We start from the raw sequence: 18,420 nt of genomic DNA, 5'->3' as shown, positions 1-18,420 counted from the left end.
AATTTTATCCAAAGGGTCCGTGGTTGGCTTTTTTTTTGCATACCTTCTATGGAAGGATTATTTCAATGCCAATGGTAATCTCAGTTGCGAGCGGAAAAGGTGGTGTGGGAAAGTCCTCACTCGTAGTTAATTTATCTTTGTGCTTGCAGGAATCTTATGGCCCTACGCTTCTTGTCGATTCAGACCTACTTATGGCAAATTCCCATATCCTACTGAACACACAACCGAAGACCGACATAGTTGATGTGCTCGAAGGACATAGTGAATGGCGTGATGCTGTGCATAAAGTTTCTAATGGACTGGCCCTTCTGCCGGGCCGCACAGCGGCCAATGTCCTGCTTGGAAGTGAAGCAGAGAAGATGAAAAATCTGATCACAACCCTAAAGGACGATGGGCAAGAATTTGACTACATTGTCGTAGATACGCCAGCAGGCTCTGGGGTTGGGGTGCTGGACATGCTTTCGGTGTCTGATCATGCAGTGATTGTCATATTGGGTCAGGCCACCAGCTTTGTTGATGCCTATGCGTTAATCAAAAACGCATATCTGGAACGACATCTGACCCGTTTCTCAACTGTGGTGAATATGGCCAAGTCCGCTGAACAGGCGGAGATTATCTTCGCGAAGTTCAAGCGAGTGGTGGGCCAGTTCCTCCCAATTGAAATGATTTATAATGGTTTTTTACCCAATATGGCGGACATTAATGAGGCTTCTATCAAGGGCCATTCAGCCCACGATATGATGGCAAAGGCGCGCATCGCGGCCAAGATGGATGAAATTCTGAAATCTCTGCTCGCTATTTCCTCTGGAATGGGCACTGCGCCAGAGACTGCTCTTAAAATGCACCGTCTTTAGTGGGCGGGGGTGAATGCAAGCTTATCCAACTACCAAGTTAAGTGTTGAAGCGGTTGTGCGCGAGCACGAAGCTTTGGTGCGCCGAATAGCGCGCCATATTCACGGGCGTGTTCGGTCAATTGTTGAATTTGATGATCTTCTACAGATCGGCCTAATGGGCCTGATCCAAGCGGCTCAGCGTTATACACATAAAGAAGGAGTGTCCTTTGAGAATTATGCCGTTATCCGTATTCGCGGTGCGATTTTTGATCATTTGCGCAAGAATACAAGCCTCAGTCGGAAGGGTATAGAGACAAGCAAAGCGGTAAAAGCCGCGTGGGCAGAGCGGTCGCAGAAACTGGGCCGAGCGCCAACCAAGCTCGAACTCGCAGAGGCGGTATCAATGTCGCTTCAAGCGTTGAATAGATGGGAAGAAAGCGTCAACAGTAGCTACCACAACTCGCTACAAGATGAATATGATGAACACTCGCTGTGGTTTTCATCCGGTGAACCTTCGGCAGAGCGGTTGCAGGATCAGGGACGCTTAAGGGTAGCCTTACTCGCGGCGTTAAAGAACTTGCCCAAGCGCGAAGCCCTAGTATTGCAATTGTATTATGTTGAGGAGCTAAACATTTATGAAATTGCAGCGGTGCTTGATGTCAGCCCTGGACGCATCTCACAGTTGAAATCGTCGGCGTTTAAAAAGATGCAACCAATGTTGACAGACTTTGCTGAAGAACTGAAAGAGCCCTGATGAGTGTTGTGGTCGCCGTTTTATGAATGAAGAAATTAATGTCGTTCAGGTTTCAGTTCAGTCCGCTGAAGTTTCTTTGATTGGTTGCAATTCCGTTCCGAGCTTGGTCATTAACGGTAGTTTGATGAATATTGCCCGGGGCAACATGATCTTGACGCTCAGGGCAATCGCCTGCGATCATGTCGGCGCCATTGGATCGATTGAAATCGAACAGAATAGACCCATGATGCAGGCTCAGGTCTCTGTATCGCAAGATCAGTTTACTACGGTTCTGAACTGTCTAAAGCACCACCCCCCCAGACCAGTTACCTTGATCATCGCGCTACAGGAAAGTCTTACGATTTCGGAAAAAGGCTATCTGGCTTCAAAAGGTCAAAACTCCCGCATGATATCTGATTTATCATGGAGCATACCAATCCTGTAGCTGTTTCAGTTTGCCATGAACGCATACGCTTATGAGGCTGCACTTTTTACGGCCAGGTTACTTAATGCCGTATTTCCCCATTTTCGCGATGAGAGTCGTGCGGTTTAAAGCGAGACGCTTGGCTGTCCCGGCGATGTTATGATTTTCAACGCTTAGAGCGGCTACGATGAGTTCCGTTTCTATGTCGCTGAGGAATCCTTTGAGGCAGAACCCATAATCAAGCACGTTCAGCCCCACATTTTCAAATGCATCAGTATTGTTTTTGCTGTCAGATTCGATTTCGCTGTCTACATCTGGAATTTCAGAAGTAGCTTGCAAGAGAGCGTTTTGTTCTGAGTTCCGGTCGGCGTTGAGGTGCAAGAGCCTCCTGACAGTTTCCGCGTTAATCGGAGCATCTCTGTAGAGCACTGCGGCACGCTGAAGGAAGTTTTTCAACTCACGAACGTTCCCAGGCCAAGAGTGGGACACCATCTCTCGCAAGCCATCTTCGTTGACAGTGGGCGGAGTCAGGCCTGAACCATCTGTTTCGATTTGATTGCACAGCGCGGTGATCAGGTCTGGAAAATCCTCTATTCGATCTTTGAGAGGGGGCACATCAAGAACGATAACCGAAATGCGGTACATTAGGTCCTCGCGAAATTCGCCGCGTTTGACCTTATCTTGAATATTTTGGTGCGTCGCGCAGATCAAGCGGAAATCGACGTGCACTTCCTTGTTGGACCCAACGCGGCACACTGATTTGGTTTCAATGACCCGCAAGATCTTACTCTGAAGCTCCAACGGCATGTCACCAATCTCATCAAGGAATAGCGTCCCACCTGCTGCTTCCTCGAACCGGCCGATCCGGCGGGTGGCTGCGCCTGTGAAGGCACCTTTCTCATGGCCAAATAATTCAGCTTCCAGCAATTCCCGAGGAATCGCCGCACAATTCACACTAACCATATTTCCGTGACGATTTGACCAGTCATGGAGGTATTGCGCAACAAGTTCTTTGCCTGCCCCCGTCGGCCCAACGATCAACGCATTAACCTTGTAGGGGGCAGCATTCTTGATATCGTTTAGCAGCCTGGACACGCTTTTGGAGGACCCCGAGATCAGCATCAAATTTTTTTATCTAAGTATGGCTGCATCATAGGTTACTGCTTGTCAAAATATTGACTGCACGGCAAGGATAAAAGTATAAAAGCGCCTGAAAGCAGCATAGTAGTGACATTGATGATGATACCATTTTAGCATATAGAGCAGCGCGTAAAGGTTGGCACTATACTTGCCTTCTCATGGTATGGTTGAGAACACACATAGAGCGATTATTGATCTGGCTCAATTCGAGCTGGGAGATCAGTTAGTGGCTCGATTGATGGCCCACGACGTTGCTGTGGCCGCGTTCCCTGACATTTCTCAGGATGCCAGAGTTTTGACCGATTTTCTTGTTTTATCCTCCACGCGGGCCATTGAGCTGGGCGGACAATCCGGCGTAATTGGAGCCGCCAAACGCGTTGGTGCCAAGTCAGTCCTGATCGTGGACAGGCCCGCCACAGCCTACAAGATAGAGACAGAATTGGGTGCCCGTATAGTCACCCTGTCACTGCCTTTGACGGTGTCAGATTTTCATGCCGTGCAATTCGTGACGACCCTTCTTCACGGCACGAGTCGAGCGCTTGTTGAAAGCGACCATTCTCGAAAATTATATGAATTGGCAGGACGGGTTGCGCAGTCGGATGTGAGTGTGTTTATTAGTGGGCCCACCGGCAGCGGCAAAGAAATTATGGCGAGGTTTATCCATGATCGATCACCGCGCAGGAACAAAGAATTTGTAGCAGTTAACTGTGCTGCGATCCCGGACAATATGCTTGAAGCGATGATGTTTGGCCACGAGAAAGGTTCCTTTACCGGGGCCTCCACTGCAAACATAGGTGTAATCCGCGCAGCGGATGGTGGGACATTGCTGCTTGATGAAATCTCGGAGATGTCTCTTCAGCTTCAGGCCAAACTGTTGCGCGCCATTCAGGAATTAATGGTCACACCTATTGGGGGGACCAAGCAGATTAAAGTCGATCTGCGTATCCTCGCGACATCCAACCGGGACATGTGGGAGGAATGCAGGCTTGGCCGATTCCGTGAGGACCTGTTCTATCGCTTGAATGTTTTTCCAATCGCGACTCAGGCGTTGAGCGAACGGCCTGAAGATATCCTGCCCATTGCGCAAACGCTTATAATGCGCCATGTCAAGGACGTGACGCATATCCCAATGCTCGCACCATGCGCCTTAAATATGTTGCTAGAGCATAGTTGGCCGGGAAATGTCCGTGAACTGGAGAACGTAATCCAACGTGCTCTGGTTCTGAGCACAGGCACGATTATCAAGTCGGATGCGATCATGATCGACAAATTAAACACAGTTGATGTAGAAGCCACAATAGCAGAACTGCCTGCGGCCGAAAGCCCTCGCAGGACATGGGAGATGTCGAAATGAAGATTCTGGAAGGTGTAAATTCGATTTCATCGATTACAGCCACCGATGCCCTGAACCGAGCAAAGGAAATGACCGAGCGGGCGACCAGTGGGGCCATGTCCACCCCAGGCGACGACGGACCCAGCTTTGCAGATCAGCTGCGCGACTCTCTCGATTCCGTAGCGCGTTCACAAAACGAAGCCGCGCAATTGGTGCGTGATTATGAGGTTGGGAAAGAGACAGACCTGACCAAGGTGATGGTAAGCCAGCAAGTGTCATCACTTGGGTTTCAACTGACCCTGAACATCAGGAACAAAGCTATGACGGCATATAAAGACATTATGAATATGCCTGTATAGGGCGATTGAGGCAGAGTTAAAAAACGTGCTTAGTAGAAACAAACCATGAGCGAGAGCTCGACGAATGGGCGTGCAGCCTCGACAAGGCCTGGGCTGCTGCCAAAGGCCTCGCGTATGCTCGAGGATGTGCGGTTGCTTTACCTGCAACCGGCTGTGCAGCGCGCGTTCCCCGTTTTGGCCGCTGGGATCTTGGTTGTTCTTGGCCTGAGCCTCTATCTGCTTTTGCAGGCACCAGAGCGCACAACATTGTTTTCTGCCCTACCAGAGGCGGAAAAAGCGGCCGTTATGGATGCGCTGCGCAGCACTGGGACAGATGTTCAGGTTGATCCGACAAACGGTGACATCACAGTGCCCATTGCGGACTATTACAATTCGCGCATGTCCCTTGCTGCACAAGGTCTGCCTCAATCCATGCCCGATGGCTACAGCGTCTTGAGCGACATGCCTATGGGCACGAGCCGCTCGGTTGAGAACATGCGCTTGAAGCAAAGTCAGGAAATTGAACTCGCCCGTTCGATCAACGAGATCGACGTGATTTTGGCATCTCGCGTGCATCTTGCCATTCCTGAACGCTCAGCTTTTGCACGAAATGCTCAAAATCCGACAGCATCGGTATTTGTACAGGTACAGCCAGGGCGCAGTCTGAGCCAGCAGCAGGTGATGGCCGTCGTTAACCTTGTGGCATCTTCCGTTGCAAATCTCCCTAAGACAAGTGTTACGATGGTTGACCAAAACGGTCGTCTCTTGTCTGATACTGTGGATAACCCTGCCGCGACCTTGGCTGATAGTCAGCTGGAGTATCAGCTGCGACTAGAAGGAATCTATAACACCCGCGTGGAAAGCTTGCTGACCCCTATTGTTGGCCCAGGCAACGTCTCTGTTCAAGTTTCCCTTGATATTGATTTCACCCGCACCGAACGCACAGAAGATATGGTCATCCCTGACCAAACCGCCCTGTTGAGCGAACAGATGGCATTAGAAGAGGACCTGACTGGGCAAGTGGGTGGTATCCCGGGGGCAGTCAGCAACACGCCGCCCCTAGCTGCTACGTTAGAGACACCCGCTGTGGGGGGTGCCGATGTCGCCAATGCCGCAGCGGATGCGCAAGGTGAAGAAGGTGAAGAGAGTTCCCGTGTGCGCTCTTCCAGCAATTTGCGGAATTATGAAGTCAGTCGGAAGGTGATGTCCCAAAGTAGCCCAATGACAAAGATTAAAACCGTGCATGTCGCGGTATTGCTGCGCGAACAGCAGCCCATTTCTGAAGAACCCAATCCAGAAGGTGCATCACCACCTGCAATTGGCCTCGATCCTTCCCGTATCGAGGATGTGAAGGCGCTAGTCTCGCGCGCGGTCGGAATTAATGAGGCGCGTGGTGATACACTCATTGTGGCAAGCCTGCCGTTCATTTCACCTGAGGCGGTGATCTCGTCCATGAACATGGGTACTGATCTCGTTTGGTATGAGGACCCGTGGGTCCAGGAGATGATGCGGAACGGGCTGATGGCTCTGGTTCTCGCCATTGTCACGCTTGGTCTGGTCAAGCCGCTGTTGTCACAATTTTTGTCCGCTTCAGGTGAGGGCGCACAGTCTGGCAATCTGATCACTACCGAGGCTGGCGATGTCGTCGATGTCGGTAATATAGAAATAGAAGAGGGCCAGACCCTTGAGCAAATCAAAGCGAAGATGAAGCCGAAGAAGAGCACAATCTCAGCCGAGATGCTCGATACCGCTAATAGCTATGACGACAAGGTCGCTCTGATCCGTATGATTGTGAGCGACGAGGCGGGCCGCGTATCTAATGTTTTCAAAGCCATGATGGAAGAAGACATGGATCAGATCGGATGATCGAGAACAGGGAAATAGATTGATGGCTGACGCAGACCTAACGGACCTGACAGATGCCGAGATCACCGAGCGTATGACGGGGACGCAGAAATCTGCAATCCTAATGATGCTACTGGGTGAAGAAGAAGCTGCCGAAATACTCAAGAACCTGTCGCCACGGGAAGTGCAGCATCTTGGCGGAGCCATGTATGCTGTCCGGAATACTAATCAACAAGCAGTTAATGCTGTGCTGGATGAATTCTTGGCGATCATCAAGAAGCAGACCAGCCTTGGCCTTGGGGCAGGCAACTACATTCGCAACATCCTTAACCGCGCCTTAGGTGAGGACAAGGCGCAATCTGTTCTCAGCCGGATTACCCCTGCCAGTAGCGAGCGCCCAATCGAGATCCTTGACTGGATGGATGCCCGTTCAATTGCCGAGTTGTTGCAGGACGAGCATCCACAGATTATCGCATTGGTGACTTCATACCTAGACTATAGCCAAGCATCAGACGTGCTGAACCTGCTTCCAGAGGATCTTCAAGCTGAGATTGTTCAGCGGATAGCAACGCTTGAAACCGTCGACCCCCAAGCTCTGCGCGAACTGGAACAGGTCATGCAGATGAAATTCAAGGCCAATACAAGCCTGCGCTCTACTAAGGTTGGCGGCATCAAGGCAGCGGCGAAAATCATGAACTTCACCAAGGCAAACACCGAAAAGCGCATCCTCACCTCAATCAAACGCAACGACAAAGACCTCATGCAGGCCATTCAGGACAACATGTTCACCTTCGACAACCTTGGCATGTCAGACGACCGATCCTTGCAGACTCTGCTGCGGTCTGTTGAGCCCGAAGATCTCATCATGGCGCTCAAGGGTGCCCCTGAAGATCTACAGATCAAACTGTTCGGATGCATGTCCACACGCGCAGCCGCCAACATCAAGGATGAGATGGATGTGCTGGGGCCTGTGCGTCTGACGGAAGTACAGACGGCGCAGAAGAAAATCATCGAATCCGCTCGAAAAATGTCGGATGAAGGGACTATTGTACTGGCTGGCCGTGGCGGGGATGAGATGGTTTGATGAAAGACATCCTATACCATGGCACCCAACCAACGCACCCGGACGGCCCGCAGCCCGTAGACCTTGCAAGCGTTCTGGCGCAGGTACGTAATCCCGTTTTCGAGCGGGAGAACAATGCGCCAGGCACAGTTGAAACTACGTTCCGCCTGCTATCTTGGGCTAAACTGGCGATCAAAATCCCTTTGGAACCGGAACCAGCCGAAGAGCAACAGGTCGAGCCAGATCACACGAGACCTTCGGGTGAAGAAAATACCCTATTAGATGAAACCACTTCTCTGGAAGGCCAAGCCGCTGAATTAGGCGATGATAAGGTGGCGGGCGCAGTCGCTAGTGACTCCACCACAGCGATGCAAGGCCCTGAACTCATCGCGCCCGCACCCGTTATGGACGAGGTGATGATCCAGAAGATCAAGGATGAAGCCTATGACGAGGGGCTTTCGGCAGGTAAAGCCATGACCGAGAGTGAGCGCGAGGCAGAGCTGGCGACCCAATTCATACAACTGCAACAGCTTATGACAGCCCTGAATTCGGCTGACGTTTTTGATATGGAAGCAGCGGCCAACAGTATCGAAGATGCCGTCCTGACCCTTGCATCCGAACGGATTGGAATGGCACTGACTGATATGACCGAACCATTGGCCCGGCGTCTGGGAACGCTGCTGGATAGCTTGGCGCATCTGATCGGGATACGTGAGGTCTTTGTCGCACCGGAAGATATGTCACTCATGCAACGATGTATTGATGAACACCCCAATCCACCTGCGCTCCATTTGCGCAGTGATCCCTCCATGCAACGCGGCGATGCACGGCTGCGGGTTGGTGGCGCGGAGGTTGCAGATCTGCTGCGTGATCAAGCTCCAAGCGTTCTTGCCAAAAAATCAGTTGAGGCCGTTTGATGCTCAATCTCACCGAACAGCTGACGCGTTCCCTCCAACAAGATCGCTCCAAATCTGGTCAAAATTCAGCTTTGAGCGGCAGAGTGTCCCGCTACGATGGTCTGCTGATGGAGTGTGATGGATTCCCGGTCTCCGTTGGCACTGTCTGTTCGGTGCAGACCGCGGATAATGGCCATGTTCTCGGCGAAGTGATCGGGTACAGCGAGGGTCGCAACAAGCTGGTCTTGTATCAGTCTGGAGCTGCGGTTCAGGCTGGGGCACGTGTTTCGATCGTTGATCAAGGGACGGCTGTCGATGTGGGCGATAGCTATCTGGGCCGGGTTGTGGACGCCCTTGGGCACCCCTTGGATGATGGGGGGCCCCCTGAGAGTCAGGCCAGAGTTCCGTTGAATGGAAAAATGCTCAATCCCTTAGCACGACGCATGATTCCTGGTCCATTGGATGTTGGCGTGCGCGCGGTCAACGGTCTTCTCACGATTGGGTATGGGCAACGGATTGGAATCATCGCAGGGTCTGGCGTTGGCAAATCCGTTCTGCTTGGGATGATGGCCCGGAATACAGTCGCAGATGTTGTTGTGATAGGTCTAATTGGCGAACGGGCCCGTGAAGTGGGTGAAATGGTGCGTGCCATCATGAACCCGGAAACGCAAAACAAGGTCAGTATTGTGGCAGTGCCTGCGGACCGCTCTCCGCTGCTGCGCATTCGTGGAGCGCGGCGGGCCACAGCTCTCGCGGAATATTTCCGGGATCAAGGCAAGAATGTCCTTTTGATAATGGATTCTTTGACCCGCGTGGCTCATGCGCAGCGTGAAATAGGTCTGGCGCTTGGAGAGGCTCCTACATCAAAAGGCTATCCCGCTTCCGTTGTATCCATGATACCCACCTTGGTTGAACGAGCTGGCATGGGTGTTGGGCCGGACTCTGGTTCCATCACAGGGATTTATACAGTGCTGGCGGACGGGGACGACAGCAATGACCCTGTTGTAGACAGTGCGCGGGCTATCCTTGATGGCCATATCGTGCTCAGCCGCTCGATTGCGCAAATGGGGATCTATCCGGCAATCGACATCCCTGCTTCGATCAGCCGGGTGATGTCCGACATTGTCAACCTACAACAACAAACAGCAGCGCAAAAATTCAAGAAGCTGATCTCACTATACAACGAAAATAGGGACTTGATGTTGATGGGGGGCTATGTTTCGGGTCAGGATCCCGATTTGGATCTAGCTGTTACCTTGTGGCCAAAGCTTGTTGAATTCATCAAACAAAGCCCCAGTGAACGGGCGCAATTGGCTGAAAGCTCGAACCAGGTTTCAGCAATTGTGGGACGGTAGACATGGGTGAACGCAAAGCAAAGATGCTCCGCAATATGGCATTGAAAGAACAAGCCCGGATGCCGGGATTTGTTCAGCGGCAACGAATGTTGCGCGAAGAGATCAACCAGTCAAAAAGCCTGATTGAGCGCATGAACGATCTGCGTGTAGAAGCTACAAGTGACGGTGTATTGAGTGCCCAACGTCTGCAAAGTGCTCGTTGGTACGAATTACGTCTGATTGACGAAAGTAAGCTCCTGCAAAACAAGCTAGATTTTCTTGAAATAGAAATGCGTGATCTGACTGCTTTGGTTACCCAAATGGGACATAAGCAACAGATCGTATCGAATAAAGCCGACGAAGTGGCGCGCCTTGCAAGAGAAGAGAAAGAGACTCGCATCGAGGCCGCCCAAGTCGTCTTACGGCCAAGATCTCGCATTTAGAATTAAATATTGGGTCAGTATTTGAGGCCAATAACAGATTTAAATATCAGCTTGGCACCTAGCTTGCATGTAAATAGTGTACTTTGTTTTCTCGGGTGAAAAATATGATGGCATCGCCGCTGACCAAAGTACCTAGTACTGCAGCAGCCCTGGATTGGACTACCAAAACTGGCATTCAGGCTGAAATAAGTGTGGATCTTCTCTCACCTGATATTTTTTCAGAAATGGTAGCCTACTTTGACAATGAGGCCGTTGCAGGTTCAAGTGTCAATGTGATCCCTCGTGAGAAAGAGCCTGCTGCTGACGCCGGCGTGGCTCCAGTTTTCCCTTTGCAGGGTGATCCGGCGGATCTAATGACTATAACGCGATTGCTGCCGTTCGTTATCGGCAATGCTCTCTCTAAACATGAAGCTTCCAATGACATTCAGCTTTCAGCCCCTCAAATTGGTGGAGACATTGCTCCCACCTCTGAAGTGACATTAGCGACGTTTCTGGCTAATTTGCACGAGTTGATCTCTGATCTCCTCCCTAGGGATGAGCTAGGTGGGCCATTGAATATTGCCGACCTGCTCACGGCACCCGATGGTCAAGATGCCGTTTTGGATATCATGGTATCTGAGCAAGGCGCAGTTCTCACACAGGCTTTGCCCTCTGCTCTGCAACCTAGTGAGGGTACCCTGACATCAGCACAGCCTTTCGGTGACAAAAAATTGGCACTGAATGATAACCTGCTCACGGCACCCGATGGTCAAGGTGCCGTTTTGGGTATCATGGTATCTGAGCAAGGCGCAGTTCTCACACAGACTTTGCCCTCTGCTCCGCAACCTAGTGAGGGTACCCTGACATCAGCACAGCCTTTAGGTGACAAAAAATTGGCACTGAATGATAACCTGCTCACGGCACCCGATGGTCAAGGTGCCGTTTTGGGTATCATGGTATCTGAGCAAGGCGCAGTTCTCACACAGACTTTGCCCTCTGCTCCGCAACCTAGTGAGGGTACCCTGACATCAGCACAGCCTTTAGGTGACAAAAAATTGGAGCTGAATGATAACCTGCTCACGGCACCCGATGGTCAAGGTGCCGTTTTGGGTATCATGGTATCTGAGCAAGGCCCAGTTCTCACACAGACTTTGCCCTCTGCTCCGCAACCTAGTGAGGGTACCCTGACATCAGCACAGCCTTTAGGTGACAAAAAATTGGCATCGATTGACAATAAAATTCCGGTTGAGACCACACTGAAAAGTATTGGGACTTTCACCAAGTCGAACATGGAAGATTTGCCTGTTGTGCCCGCAAGAATGGTTGTATCTGTTGGTGCTACACCGCTGCCTGAAAAAGCCGTTTCTCAAACTGTTGCCCCAACGATCCTTCGCGATAGCGGACTACAGGCTGCCGCATCAGACGCACTCTCTAACACTAGCCTAAAAGGCGAGATTGGGCTGGGGAAAAAGCAGTCCGCGTTTGCAGACCCCTCAGCCATGGCAACGCCACAAGCAGCGACACCTCCATCCATTCCGATCCAACCGGTCATGTCTGATTTGACACGCCTTGTTGCCACTAGCCCAGCACGCGAAGCACCCTCTGTTTCCAATGCTAGCGCACTAGAAACTGTAGCCACTATCTCTGGTGTGGACACCGCGCCCGGAGGCACAGGTGGACAATCACAAGGCGGAAATGCTCAAACGAGTACCGGAACCAACAGTCAGCAGGGGATGGCGCAAAGCCAGGCTCTGGCAACTGTCTTGGATGTCCAGCGCCAAGGCTGGACCAAAGCGCTGGTTAACCGTGCCATGAGCATGGTACAATCAGGAGGCACTATGACCTTCAAGGTCATGCCTGCTCACTTGGGAATGATCACTCTGAAACTGAGTGAAGGGCGGCGCGGGACGGACTTGCGCATCGTGGCTGATGTGGCCGCCACAGCCTCAATGCTACGCGACGTTAAACACCAAATTTCGTCTGCATTCGAGAGCGCCGGCATTACACTGGGGGAATACTCCGCCGGAACAAGCGATCGCGGAGACAAGGGTTCGACGTCGCGAGATTATGATATAATCGAAGGTGATATTGAACCAAAAATTAAATTAAATCAAGATTTTACAGAAATGTCTGACAATTCGAACGATGATCACTCGAGTATCAACATCATTTTGTAAATCGAAAAATAAGGCGCCGAAATGTCTGAAGAAGAAGAAGAAACACCAAAAAAATCTGGGCTGGGAAAGATTCTGATCTTTGTTGGAGTTGGGGTTATAATGCTTGGGGCTGGGATAGGTGCGGGTTATGTCCTGTTCGGCAATCAACAGAACACCCCAGAACAGATCGCAGCTGAGATCATCGACAAGAACCGCGGCCAACAAGCTGAGGTAACTGGACAAGAAGCGGACGTGGATGAAGCCCCCGCGCCAGAAAAACAGTCGAAGGAGAGCCAAAAAGAAGAGGTTTTCCAAACCCTGTACTTCGAAATCCCGGGGAACCTAACGACAAACCTCAAAAATTCTCGACGTTTCCTCCAAATCGGTGTCGGCGTATCTACTCGATATGACGAAACAGTTCTGCAAAATGTCGAAGCCAACCTTCCGGCAATCAGGGCGGCTATTCTTGCCACCCTGAGCGATTACAGTGAAGAGGACGTGGTCGGTCGGGAGGCGCGCCAAATACTTTCTGACGACCTAAAAGAAACTATCAACGCTGAGCTGGAAGAGCTTGAGGGCTTCGGTGGTGTAGAAGGGGTTTTACTGACCTCCTTTGTTATGCAGTAGGTCGGGCAAATAGCATGTCTTCTAAAAAACTCACTCAAGTAGAAGTTGATGCGCTAATCAGCAGCGTAAACACCGATACGACGGCTGCAGCTGATGTATCAGCATCAAAACAGATTAGAGATTTCGAATTTGGTGCAGACGATTTGTCACTTCTCGGGGACTACTATGCACTAAGGGTCATCAATGATAGATTTGCACGTCTGGCGCGCGCAGTCTTTCAACCGATGTTGCGATTTCAACCACGCATTACCGCAATGCCACCCGAGGTCAAAACATTTGACGAATATTGCGAAAACGCCCCTTCCTTGATGAGCCTGACGACCTCACGTATCGATGAGTTGCGCGGCAGCAAGATGATGGTGATCGAGCCAGATTTCATAGCGGCTCTGACAAATGCCTATTATGGCGGCGACCTTGGACTGAAGCATCGTCCCCGCAACGACTTCACAGCCACTGAAAATCGGGTTGTCGAAATCATCACAAAGGGCTTAAACGAAAATTTGCTTACTTCGTGGCAGGACCTGATGCCACTCACCTTTAGTGATGAGACCCGAGAGGAAAACCTACAATTTGTATCCTTTGTTGACGGGGCAGAAACCGTTATTATCTGTGGCTTTACTGTACAATTGCCAAAAACGAAAACTGCGCGTATTGATATTTTATATCCGTTGCAAACGCTGAAACCTATCGCCGCACAGCTGCGCTCGCGTATGCAATCTGAAGTAATAGACGACGATCTCACTTGGCGTGAGCGCCTTGAACTCGCTGTATTAGAGGTGCCGTTGATTCTGGAAGTACAAGTCTGCAAGCCTCGCCTATCCTTGAGCCAACTCATCGATATGCGAAAGGGAGATGTATACCCGATCAGACTCCGCGAGGGTCTGAGCGTTATGATCAAGAACGAAAAGATGTTTCTCGCCAATATTGGCGAAGTCGCGGGCACAAGCGCTATAACAATAACAAAAAAAATACACACTGAGTCCTAGGACAGACAAATATTGGCGGATTGAATTAGAGGCCTGCGTTAAAAGTCAGCGCCCGACTGATGGCATTCTAAGGCGAGAAAATGCCAAATTTATCCACCTTGACGACGATACCGTTAGCGGTTGGTACAATAGCTAACACAATCAGCCTTAGGCTGCCAAGCTTGCTTGCAGACCGTCAAAGACTGGTACAGAAAGACCAGATCTGTTTAAAAAAAACAGCCAGACTACCGACCGGGATGTGACAATTAAATTTAGCTCGAAGAAACGAGGATGACCATGTCAGACGACGATCAAAAAACACCCACGCCCCAAACGCCAGACAATGAGAAACTTCGCGCACTCGAAAATATCGAAGTCGTGATGTCAATCGAAGTTGGTCGGGCTGAAATCACAATAAGTGAATTGTTACGCTTGAATGAAGGCTCCGTTGTAGAACTCGACCGTCTCGCTGGTGAACCGCTTGATATTCTTGTTAATGGCACGATGATTGCCAAGGGTGAAATTGTGATGGTTGGGGAACGTTATGGTATCCGGTTCACAGATATTGTTGACCCCGAAAAGCGAGTTAATGGCATATAGTTATTAAAATACAAGGTTTGAAAAAATCCCAATGTCCACGTCATTCATAGATACTTCAAGCTTGCTTATTGTAATAATCTTTCTGACAGTTCTCGTTGCTGTCCGTCAAATAATAGTATCAAATCCTAATACTTTTCGCAAACACATTGGGCCCAATGGAGGGCGCATCACATTTTGTGAAACATATCAGGTTGATAAATCGACCAAGATATCTCTTTATGAAATCGATGGACAAACTTATGCTATACTTCACGGTGGAGCAAAAACACCAAATCTTTTCCCTATAAACCAATTGAGTAAATTGGATGTCTAATATTCAACGCATAGCCCATTCTAAAAAACTATTTTTACCTCTCCTGACAGTATTTGTACTTGCATTTTCCACCTCTGTAGCGATTTCTCAAGAGGTGGCAGGAGGCTTACCGGCGCTCAACATTTCAACTGGTGAGAATGGCGAAACAACCTATTCATTATCTCTTCAAATTCTTGCGTTAATGACAGCGATAACAATACTGCCATCAATACTGTTAGGGCTAACAGCATTCACACGAATAATTATTGTTCTCTCAATTCTTCGACAGGCAATGGGAACACAACAAACTCCTCCCAACCAAGTATTGATTTCTATCGCGCTATTTCTGACCTTTTATGTCATGGCTCCAACATTTGAAGATATATACAGAAACGCCGCCTTACCTTATTTAGAAGGTTCAGTATCTGCTGTGTCCGCCATCAGCAGTGCGGCCGATACATTGCGGGAATTCTTGATCTTAAATACAAGAGAGGCAGAGCTGTCCATGTTTGCCGAGATGGCCGGTGATGAACCTTATGCCACTAATAAAGATGTTCCTTACCCAGTGCTTCTTCCAGCATTTATAACATCTGAACTCAAAACGGCCTTTCAAATTGGCTTTCTTCTCTTTCTTCCCTTTCTTGTTATAGATCTGGTTATAGCGTCTATCCTGATGTCCTTAGGCATGATGATGTTGAGTCCCATGCTTGTATCTCTACCTTTCAAGTTACTATTGTTTGTCTTAGTGGATGGATGGGCGATGACGATCGGATCAATTGCCTCAACGTATGTGAATTAGACGTGGAATTTGATAACAACATAGAAAGCCTACAATTAGCATTTTGGCAAATAATAATTACTGCAGGCCCAATTCTGGGAGTTGCACTATCGGTAGGGCTCGTCATTGGCATTTTGCAGGCGGCAACCAGTATCAACGAAATGACGCTCAGCTTTGTTCCTAAGCTTGTTATTGTGCTGGCTGCAATGGCAGTACTTTCGACATATATGATGAAAGAAATGACGGATTACTTTCAACAAACCTTTGAACAAATCCGAATGCTAAAATAATGCCGTATCTTCCAAGCCTAGACGAAATAATGGGGTTAAGCGGAATAGACCTTCAACGCCTATTTGACTTCCTGCTAACTTTCTTTCTACATACGTTAAGGCTGTCGGCGTTCTTTTTAGCTGCTCCCTTCTTTGGTGCAGCTGCAATACCAGTACAAGCTAGAATAATAATAAGCGTACTGATCTCTTTCAGTTTTTACGGCCTGATTTCTGCCCCAAATCCTGTTGATTTGCCGTTTTTAACAATTATTAAGGTTGTTCTCATTGAAATTACTATCGGCATATCTCTTGGATTATGCGTGACTATTTTGTTTTCAGCCGTTGCTCTGGCTGGTGAAAAAATTGCAGCGTCTTCAGGGTTGGGTTTTGCAGCGCAAATGGACCCAAACTCTGGTGGTCAAACTCCAGTAGTCAGTCAAATTCTCAACCTCTTTGCCATCGCAGCATTTCTATCTTTAAATGGGCACCTGCATGTAATTTCCTTATTGAGATCGAGCTACGACATTATTCCATTGGGCCAATCTTTTGATTTCAAGGCGTTAATAAGTGCGGGATTGAGTGCAGCTGGTCATATGTTTACAATTGCATCCATGTTGATGCTGCCAGTAGTATCAATATTGCTTTTAGCAAATGTCACTGTTGGAGTTGTGACACGTTCAGCACCCCAGTTAAACCTATTTTCGTTCGGCTTTCCACTTACAATTCTGTCATGTTTTGTGGCTTTGTATCTTTCGACCACACCGCTTGCAGCAGCTATTAAGGATATGATCTCATTTATCCTTCAATTTTTGGAAGACTCTATATTGGAGGCGCGTAATGGCTGATCAAGCGAGTGATGGAGGTCAAGAAAAAACAGAAGAGCCGACGCAGAAACGACTCGAAAAGTCCAAGGAGGATGGTGAAGTCCCATCATCCAAAGAGCTATTTGTATTTTCAACATTGCTCACTGGTTTTTTTCTTTATATCGGAATTATCCCGTTCATCTTTTCTATTATATTTGAATGGTCAAGCCTATTTCAATTTTCTGGAGAGACCAGTTTACAAGATTATGTTTTCAACAATCTTAAAGCTGGTTATGCATTGATGTATTGGAAAGCGGTTCTTTTTGCCCTCCCTCTTTTTGTGATTGTGATTTTGACGCAAATGACAATGTCAGGTGTCATCAACTGGTCATCCTCAGCTCTTAACTTAAAAGCAAGTCGGATTAATCCTTTCAGTGGTCTCAAGAGAATGTTTTCCATGAAAGCGTTGGTAGAAATGTTGAAGGCCATCGGAAAGGTGATATTTTTACTTGGAGCCGCAGTATTTGTAATGTTCACACAGATGGACAAATTATTGACTGCGCCCGCAACACATTTAGTTGGCGGAATTAGCCGATTAGGAGATGTATTTCTTCTTCTTATAATAGCATTTTTACTTATCCTTGCCGTGATGGCAATGTTGGACGTCTCTTGGCAGTTCTACCAGCATAACAAAAAACTAAAAATGACGCTTCAAGAAGTAAAAGACGAAAGCAAGCAAACAGATGGGTCGCCCGAAGTTAAGGCTAAGATAAGACGCATGCAAATGACAGCTGGCAGCCGAGCTAAACAACGCCGTGAGGCTATGGAGAACGTCCCCTCTGCAACGGCAATCATTACCAATCCGACACACTTTGCTGTAGCATTAAAATATGAAGTAGGTACAGCCGGCGCACCAATAATCCTCGCTATGGGGCGTGGTTATCAAGCCCAAGAAATAATTAGTATTGGGAAAGACGCTGGCGTAACTGTGTTCCAAAACGAGCTTTTGGCTCGGGCGTTATTTTTTGCTGGACAGATTGGAGAGGAAATACCAACGCCTCTCTTTACAGCCGTTGCAGCCATTCTTGGTTTCATTTACCGTTTGAACAAGGGTGACGCAGTGGATGAACCCGACGTTGAGCTCCCAGCAGATATGCTTTTTGACGAAAATGGGAAGTCAATTTCATGAAAAAACTGACCTATCAAAGAAGATTTCATCGCAGTAAAGGGGAAATGATAAGTACCTGCTGTTTCTTTATTGTAGGCGTATTTTTTCTAGGCGAAGCTAATCTTCTTCGTTCAGAGGGTGTTTTTTTGCAGTCGTTTCTTATTGGCGTGTGCGCTATACTCTGTATTTCTGCGGGCTTTCGCTTTCAGCTGCATAACATCTGGCAGCACCTGAAGCAGACGCGGAAATGAGTGGGCACGACCATAAGCCACGGATGGTCTGCGGGAATTGCCGCTTCCTTGGGGTAACGTATCAGCCCCATCAACCCTGGAAGTGCATGCGCTTTGGCTTCAAATCCAAGGAGATCCCTGCAAGTGTTGTTTTTCGAGAGACTGGCACGG

At 49.0% G+C, this 18,420-nt stretch carries 19 protein-coding genes; 18 read left to right on the top strand and 1 reads right to left on the bottom strand.

The window, feature by feature from the left end; translation table 11 throughout:
• The first annotated feature begins 23 nt into the window (after positions 1-23).
• Genes OA238_RS27260 through OA238_RS27250 form a run of 3 tightly spaced genes read left to right on the top strand, consistent with a single transcriptional unit; the run spans position 24 to position 2,011 of the window.
• The gene (locus OA238_RS27260; RefSeq protein WP_245581586.1) at positions 24-854 is read left to right on the top strand and encodes a P-loop NTPase; all 831 of its coding nucleotides are present in this window, start codon (positions 24-26) and stop codon (positions 852-854) included.
• Between the two features lie 13 nt (positions 855-867).
• The gene (locus tag OA238_RS27255) at positions 868-1,587 is read left to right on the top strand and encodes a sigma-70 family RNA polymerase sigma factor (protein WP_015497664.1); all 720 of its coding nucleotides are present in this window, start codon (positions 868-870) and stop codon (positions 1,585-1,587) included.
• A gap of 22 nt (positions 1,588-1,609) precedes the next feature.
• The gene (locus OA238_RS27250) at positions 1,610-2,011 is read left to right on the top strand and encodes a hypothetical protein (protein ID WP_015497663.1); all 402 of its coding nucleotides are present in this window, start codon (positions 1,610-1,612) and stop codon (positions 2,009-2,011) included.
• Positions 2,012-2,068: 57 nt separating this feature from the next.
• On the opposite strand, the gene OA238_RS27245 is transcribed toward OA238_RS27250, so the two are convergent.
• Positions 2,069-3,112: a sigma 54-interacting transcriptional regulator gene (locus tag OA238_RS27245; protein ID WP_015497662.1), complete on the bottom strand. Its 1,044-nt coding sequence runs from the start codon at positions 3,110-3,112 to the stop codon at positions 2,069-2,071.
• Positions 3,113-3,293: 181 nt separating this feature from the next.
• On the opposite strand from OA238_RS27245, the gene OA238_RS27240 reads away from it, so the two are divergent.
• The 15 genes from OA238_RS27240 to OA238_RS27170 all read left to right on the top strand — a co-directional run bounded on the left by OA238_RS27240 (position 3,294) and on the right by OA238_RS27170 (position 18,040).
• Positions 3,294-4,484: a sigma 54-interacting transcriptional regulator gene (locus OA238_RS27240; protein WP_015497661.1), complete on the top strand. Its 1,191-nt coding sequence runs from the start codon at positions 3,294-3,296 to the stop codon at positions 4,482-4,484.
• A complete protein-coding gene (fliE, locus tag OA238_RS27235) occupies positions 4,481-4,822 on the top strand; it encodes a flagellar hook-basal body complex protein FliE (protein WP_015497660.1) in 342 nt (113 codons plus the stop codon). Before OA238_RS27240 ends, fliE begins: the two co-directional genes overlap by 4 nt.
• A 45-nt stretch (positions 4,823-4,867) precedes the next feature.
• A complete protein-coding gene (fliF, locus tag OA238_RS27230) occupies positions 4,868-6,667 on the top strand; it encodes a flagellar basal-body MS-ring/collar protein FliF (RefSeq protein ID WP_015497659.1) in 1,800 nt (599 codons plus the stop codon).
• A gap of 22 nt (positions 6,668-6,689) precedes the next feature.
• Complete coding sequence (gene fliG / locus OA238_RS27225; protein ID WP_015497658.1) at positions 6,690-7,730, top strand: flagellar motor switch protein FliG; 1,041 nt, start codon at positions 6,690-6,692, stop codon at positions 7,728-7,730.
• Positions 7,730-8,626 carry a FliH/SctL family protein gene (locus OA238_RS27220; RefSeq protein ID WP_015497657.1) on the top strand — a complete coding sequence of 299 codons (897 nt, stop codon included), beginning with the start codon at positions 7,730-7,732 and terminating at the stop codon, positions 8,624-8,626. Before fliG ends, OA238_RS27220 begins: the two co-directional genes overlap by 1 nt.
• Positions 8,626-9,960, top strand: coding sequence for a FliI/YscN family ATPase (locus OA238_RS27215; protein ID WP_015497656.1), 1,335 nt, complete (start codon positions 8,626-8,628; stop codon positions 9,958-9,960). Before OA238_RS27220 ends, OA238_RS27215 begins: the two co-directional genes overlap by 1 nt.
• Positions 9,961-9,962: 2 nt before the next feature.
• Complete coding sequence (locus tag OA238_RS27210) at positions 9,963-10,382, top strand: hypothetical protein (protein WP_015497655.1); 420 nt, start codon at positions 9,963-9,965, stop codon at positions 10,380-10,382.
• Positions 10,383-10,486: 104 nt separating this feature from the next.
• The gene (locus tag OA238_RS27205) at positions 10,487-12,538 is read left to right on the top strand and encodes a flagellar hook-length control protein FliK (protein WP_015497654.1); all 2,052 of its coding nucleotides are present in this window, start codon (positions 10,487-10,489) and stop codon (positions 12,536-12,538) included.
• Positions 12,539-12,559: 21 nt separating this feature from the next.
• The gene (locus OA238_RS27200) at positions 12,560-13,144 is read left to right on the top strand and encodes a flagellar basal body-associated FliL family protein (protein WP_015497653.1); all 585 of its coding nucleotides are present in this window, start codon (positions 12,560-12,562) and stop codon (positions 13,142-13,144) included.
• 14 nt (positions 13,145-13,158) lie between these two features.
• A complete protein-coding gene (gene fliM, locus OA238_RS27195; RefSeq protein WP_015497652.1) occupies positions 13,159-14,130 on the top strand; it encodes a flagellar motor switch protein FliM in 972 nt (323 codons plus the stop codon).
• A gap of 276 nt (positions 14,131-14,406) precedes the next feature.
• The gene (fliN, locus tag OA238_RS27190; RefSeq protein WP_015497651.1) at positions 14,407-14,709 is read left to right on the top strand and encodes a flagellar motor switch protein FliN; all 303 of its coding nucleotides are present in this window, start codon (positions 14,407-14,409) and stop codon (positions 14,707-14,709) included.
• 305 nt (positions 14,710-15,014) lie between these two features.
• Positions 15,015-15,800 carry a flagellar type III secretion system pore protein FliP gene (fliP, locus tag OA238_RS27185; protein WP_083906916.1) on the top strand — a complete coding sequence of 262 codons (786 nt, stop codon included), beginning with the start codon at positions 15,015-15,017 and terminating at the stop codon, positions 15,798-15,800.
• A 2-nt stretch (positions 15,801-15,802) separates the two neighbouring features.
• A complete protein-coding gene (gene fliQ, locus OA238_RS27180; RefSeq protein WP_015497648.1) occupies positions 15,803-16,069 on the top strand; it encodes a flagellar biosynthesis protein FliQ in 267 nt (88 codons plus the stop codon).
• The gene (gene fliR / locus OA238_RS27175; RefSeq protein WP_015497647.1) at positions 16,069-16,893 is read left to right on the top strand and encodes a flagellar biosynthetic protein FliR; all 825 of its coding nucleotides are present in this window, start codon (positions 16,069-16,071) and stop codon (positions 16,891-16,893) included. Before fliQ ends, fliR begins: the two co-directional genes overlap by 1 nt.
• Positions 16,886-18,040 (top strand): EscU/YscU/HrcU family type III secretion system export apparatus switch protein, encoded by a 1,155-nt coding sequence (locus OA238_RS27170; RefSeq protein WP_015497646.1) that lies wholly within the window; start codon positions 16,886-16,888, stop codon positions 18,038-18,040. The genes fliR and OA238_RS27170 overlap by 8 nt, the downstream gene beginning before the upstream one ends.
• Positions 18,041-18,420: the final 380 nt, after the last annotated feature.

Source organism: Octadecabacter arcticus 238, from assembly GCF_000155735.2.
GTDB classification, from domain to species: Bacteria; Pseudomonadota; Alphaproteobacteria; order Rhodobacterales; family Rhodobacteraceae; genus Octadecabacter; species Octadecabacter arcticus.
Note: the sequence above shows the minus strand (reverse complement) of the source record. Positions and strands in the feature narration are given on the sequence as shown.

What these genes read in the sequence shown, in the direction of transcription:
- fliN (WP_015497651.1), top strand. Translation starts at nt 14,407, where the DNA reads ATGTCAGACGACGATCAAAAAACACCCACGCCCCAAACGCCAGACAAT.
- OA238_RS27220 (WP_015497657.1), top strand. Translation starts at nt 7,730, where the DNA reads ATGAAAGACATCCTATACCATGGCACCCAACCAACGCACCCGGACGGC.
- OA238_RS27215 (WP_015497656.1), top strand. Translation starts at nt 8,626, where the DNA reads ATGCTCAATCTCACCGAACAGCTGACGCGTTCCCTCCAACAAGATCGC.
- fliG (WP_015497658.1), top strand. Translation starts at nt 6,690, where the DNA reads ATGGCTGACGCAGACCTAACGGACCTGACAGATGCCGAGATCACCGAG.
- fliE (WP_015497660.1), top strand. Translation starts at nt 4,481, where the DNA reads ATGAAGATTCTGGAAGGTGTAAATTCGATTTCATCGATTACAGCCACC.
- OA238_RS27245 (WP_015497662.1), bottom strand. Translation starts at nt 3,112, where the DNA reads ATGCTGATCTCGGGGTCCTCCAAAAGCGTGTCCAGGCTGCTAAACGAT.
- OA238_RS27200 (WP_015497653.1), top strand. Translation starts at nt 12,560, where the DNA reads ATGTCTGAAGAAGAAGAAGAAACACCAAAAAAATCTGGGCTGGGAAAG.
- OA238_RS27205 (WP_015497654.1), top strand. Translation starts at nt 10,487, where the DNA reads ATGATGGCATCGCCGCTGACCAAAGTACCTAGTACTGCAGCAGCCCTG.
- fliP (WP_083906916.1), top strand. Translation starts at nt 15,015, where the DNA reads ATGTCTAATATTCAACGCATAGCCCATTCTAAAAAACTATTTTTACCT.
- OA238_RS27240 (WP_015497661.1), top strand. Translation starts at nt 3,294, where the DNA reads ATGGTTGAGAACACACATAGAGCGATTATTGATCTGGCTCAATTCGAG.
- fliF (WP_015497659.1), top strand. Translation starts at nt 4,868, where the DNA reads ATGAGCGAGAGCTCGACGAATGGGCGTGCAGCCTCGACAAGGCCTGGG.
- OA238_RS27210 (WP_015497655.1), top strand. Translation starts at nt 9,963, where the DNA reads ATGGGTGAACGCAAAGCAAAGATGCTCCGCAATATGGCATTGAAAGAA.
- fliR (WP_015497647.1), top strand. Translation starts at nt 16,069, where the DNA reads ATGCCGTATCTTCCAAGCCTAGACGAAATAATGGGGTTAAGCGGAATA.
- OA238_RS27250 (WP_015497663.1), top strand. Translation starts at nt 1,610, where the DNA reads ATGAATGAAGAAATTAATGTCGTTCAGGTTTCAGTTCAGTCCGCTGAA.
- OA238_RS27255 (WP_015497664.1), top strand. Translation starts at nt 868, where the DNA reads ATGCAAGCTTATCCAACTACCAAGTTAAGTGTTGAAGCGGTTGTGCGC.
- fliM (WP_015497652.1), top strand. Translation starts at nt 13,159, where the DNA reads ATGTCTTCTAAAAAACTCACTCAAGTAGAAGTTGATGCGCTAATCAGC.
- OA238_RS27170 (WP_015497646.1), top strand. Translation starts at nt 16,886, where the DNA reads ATGGCTGATCAAGCGAGTGATGGAGGTCAAGAAAAAACAGAAGAGCCG.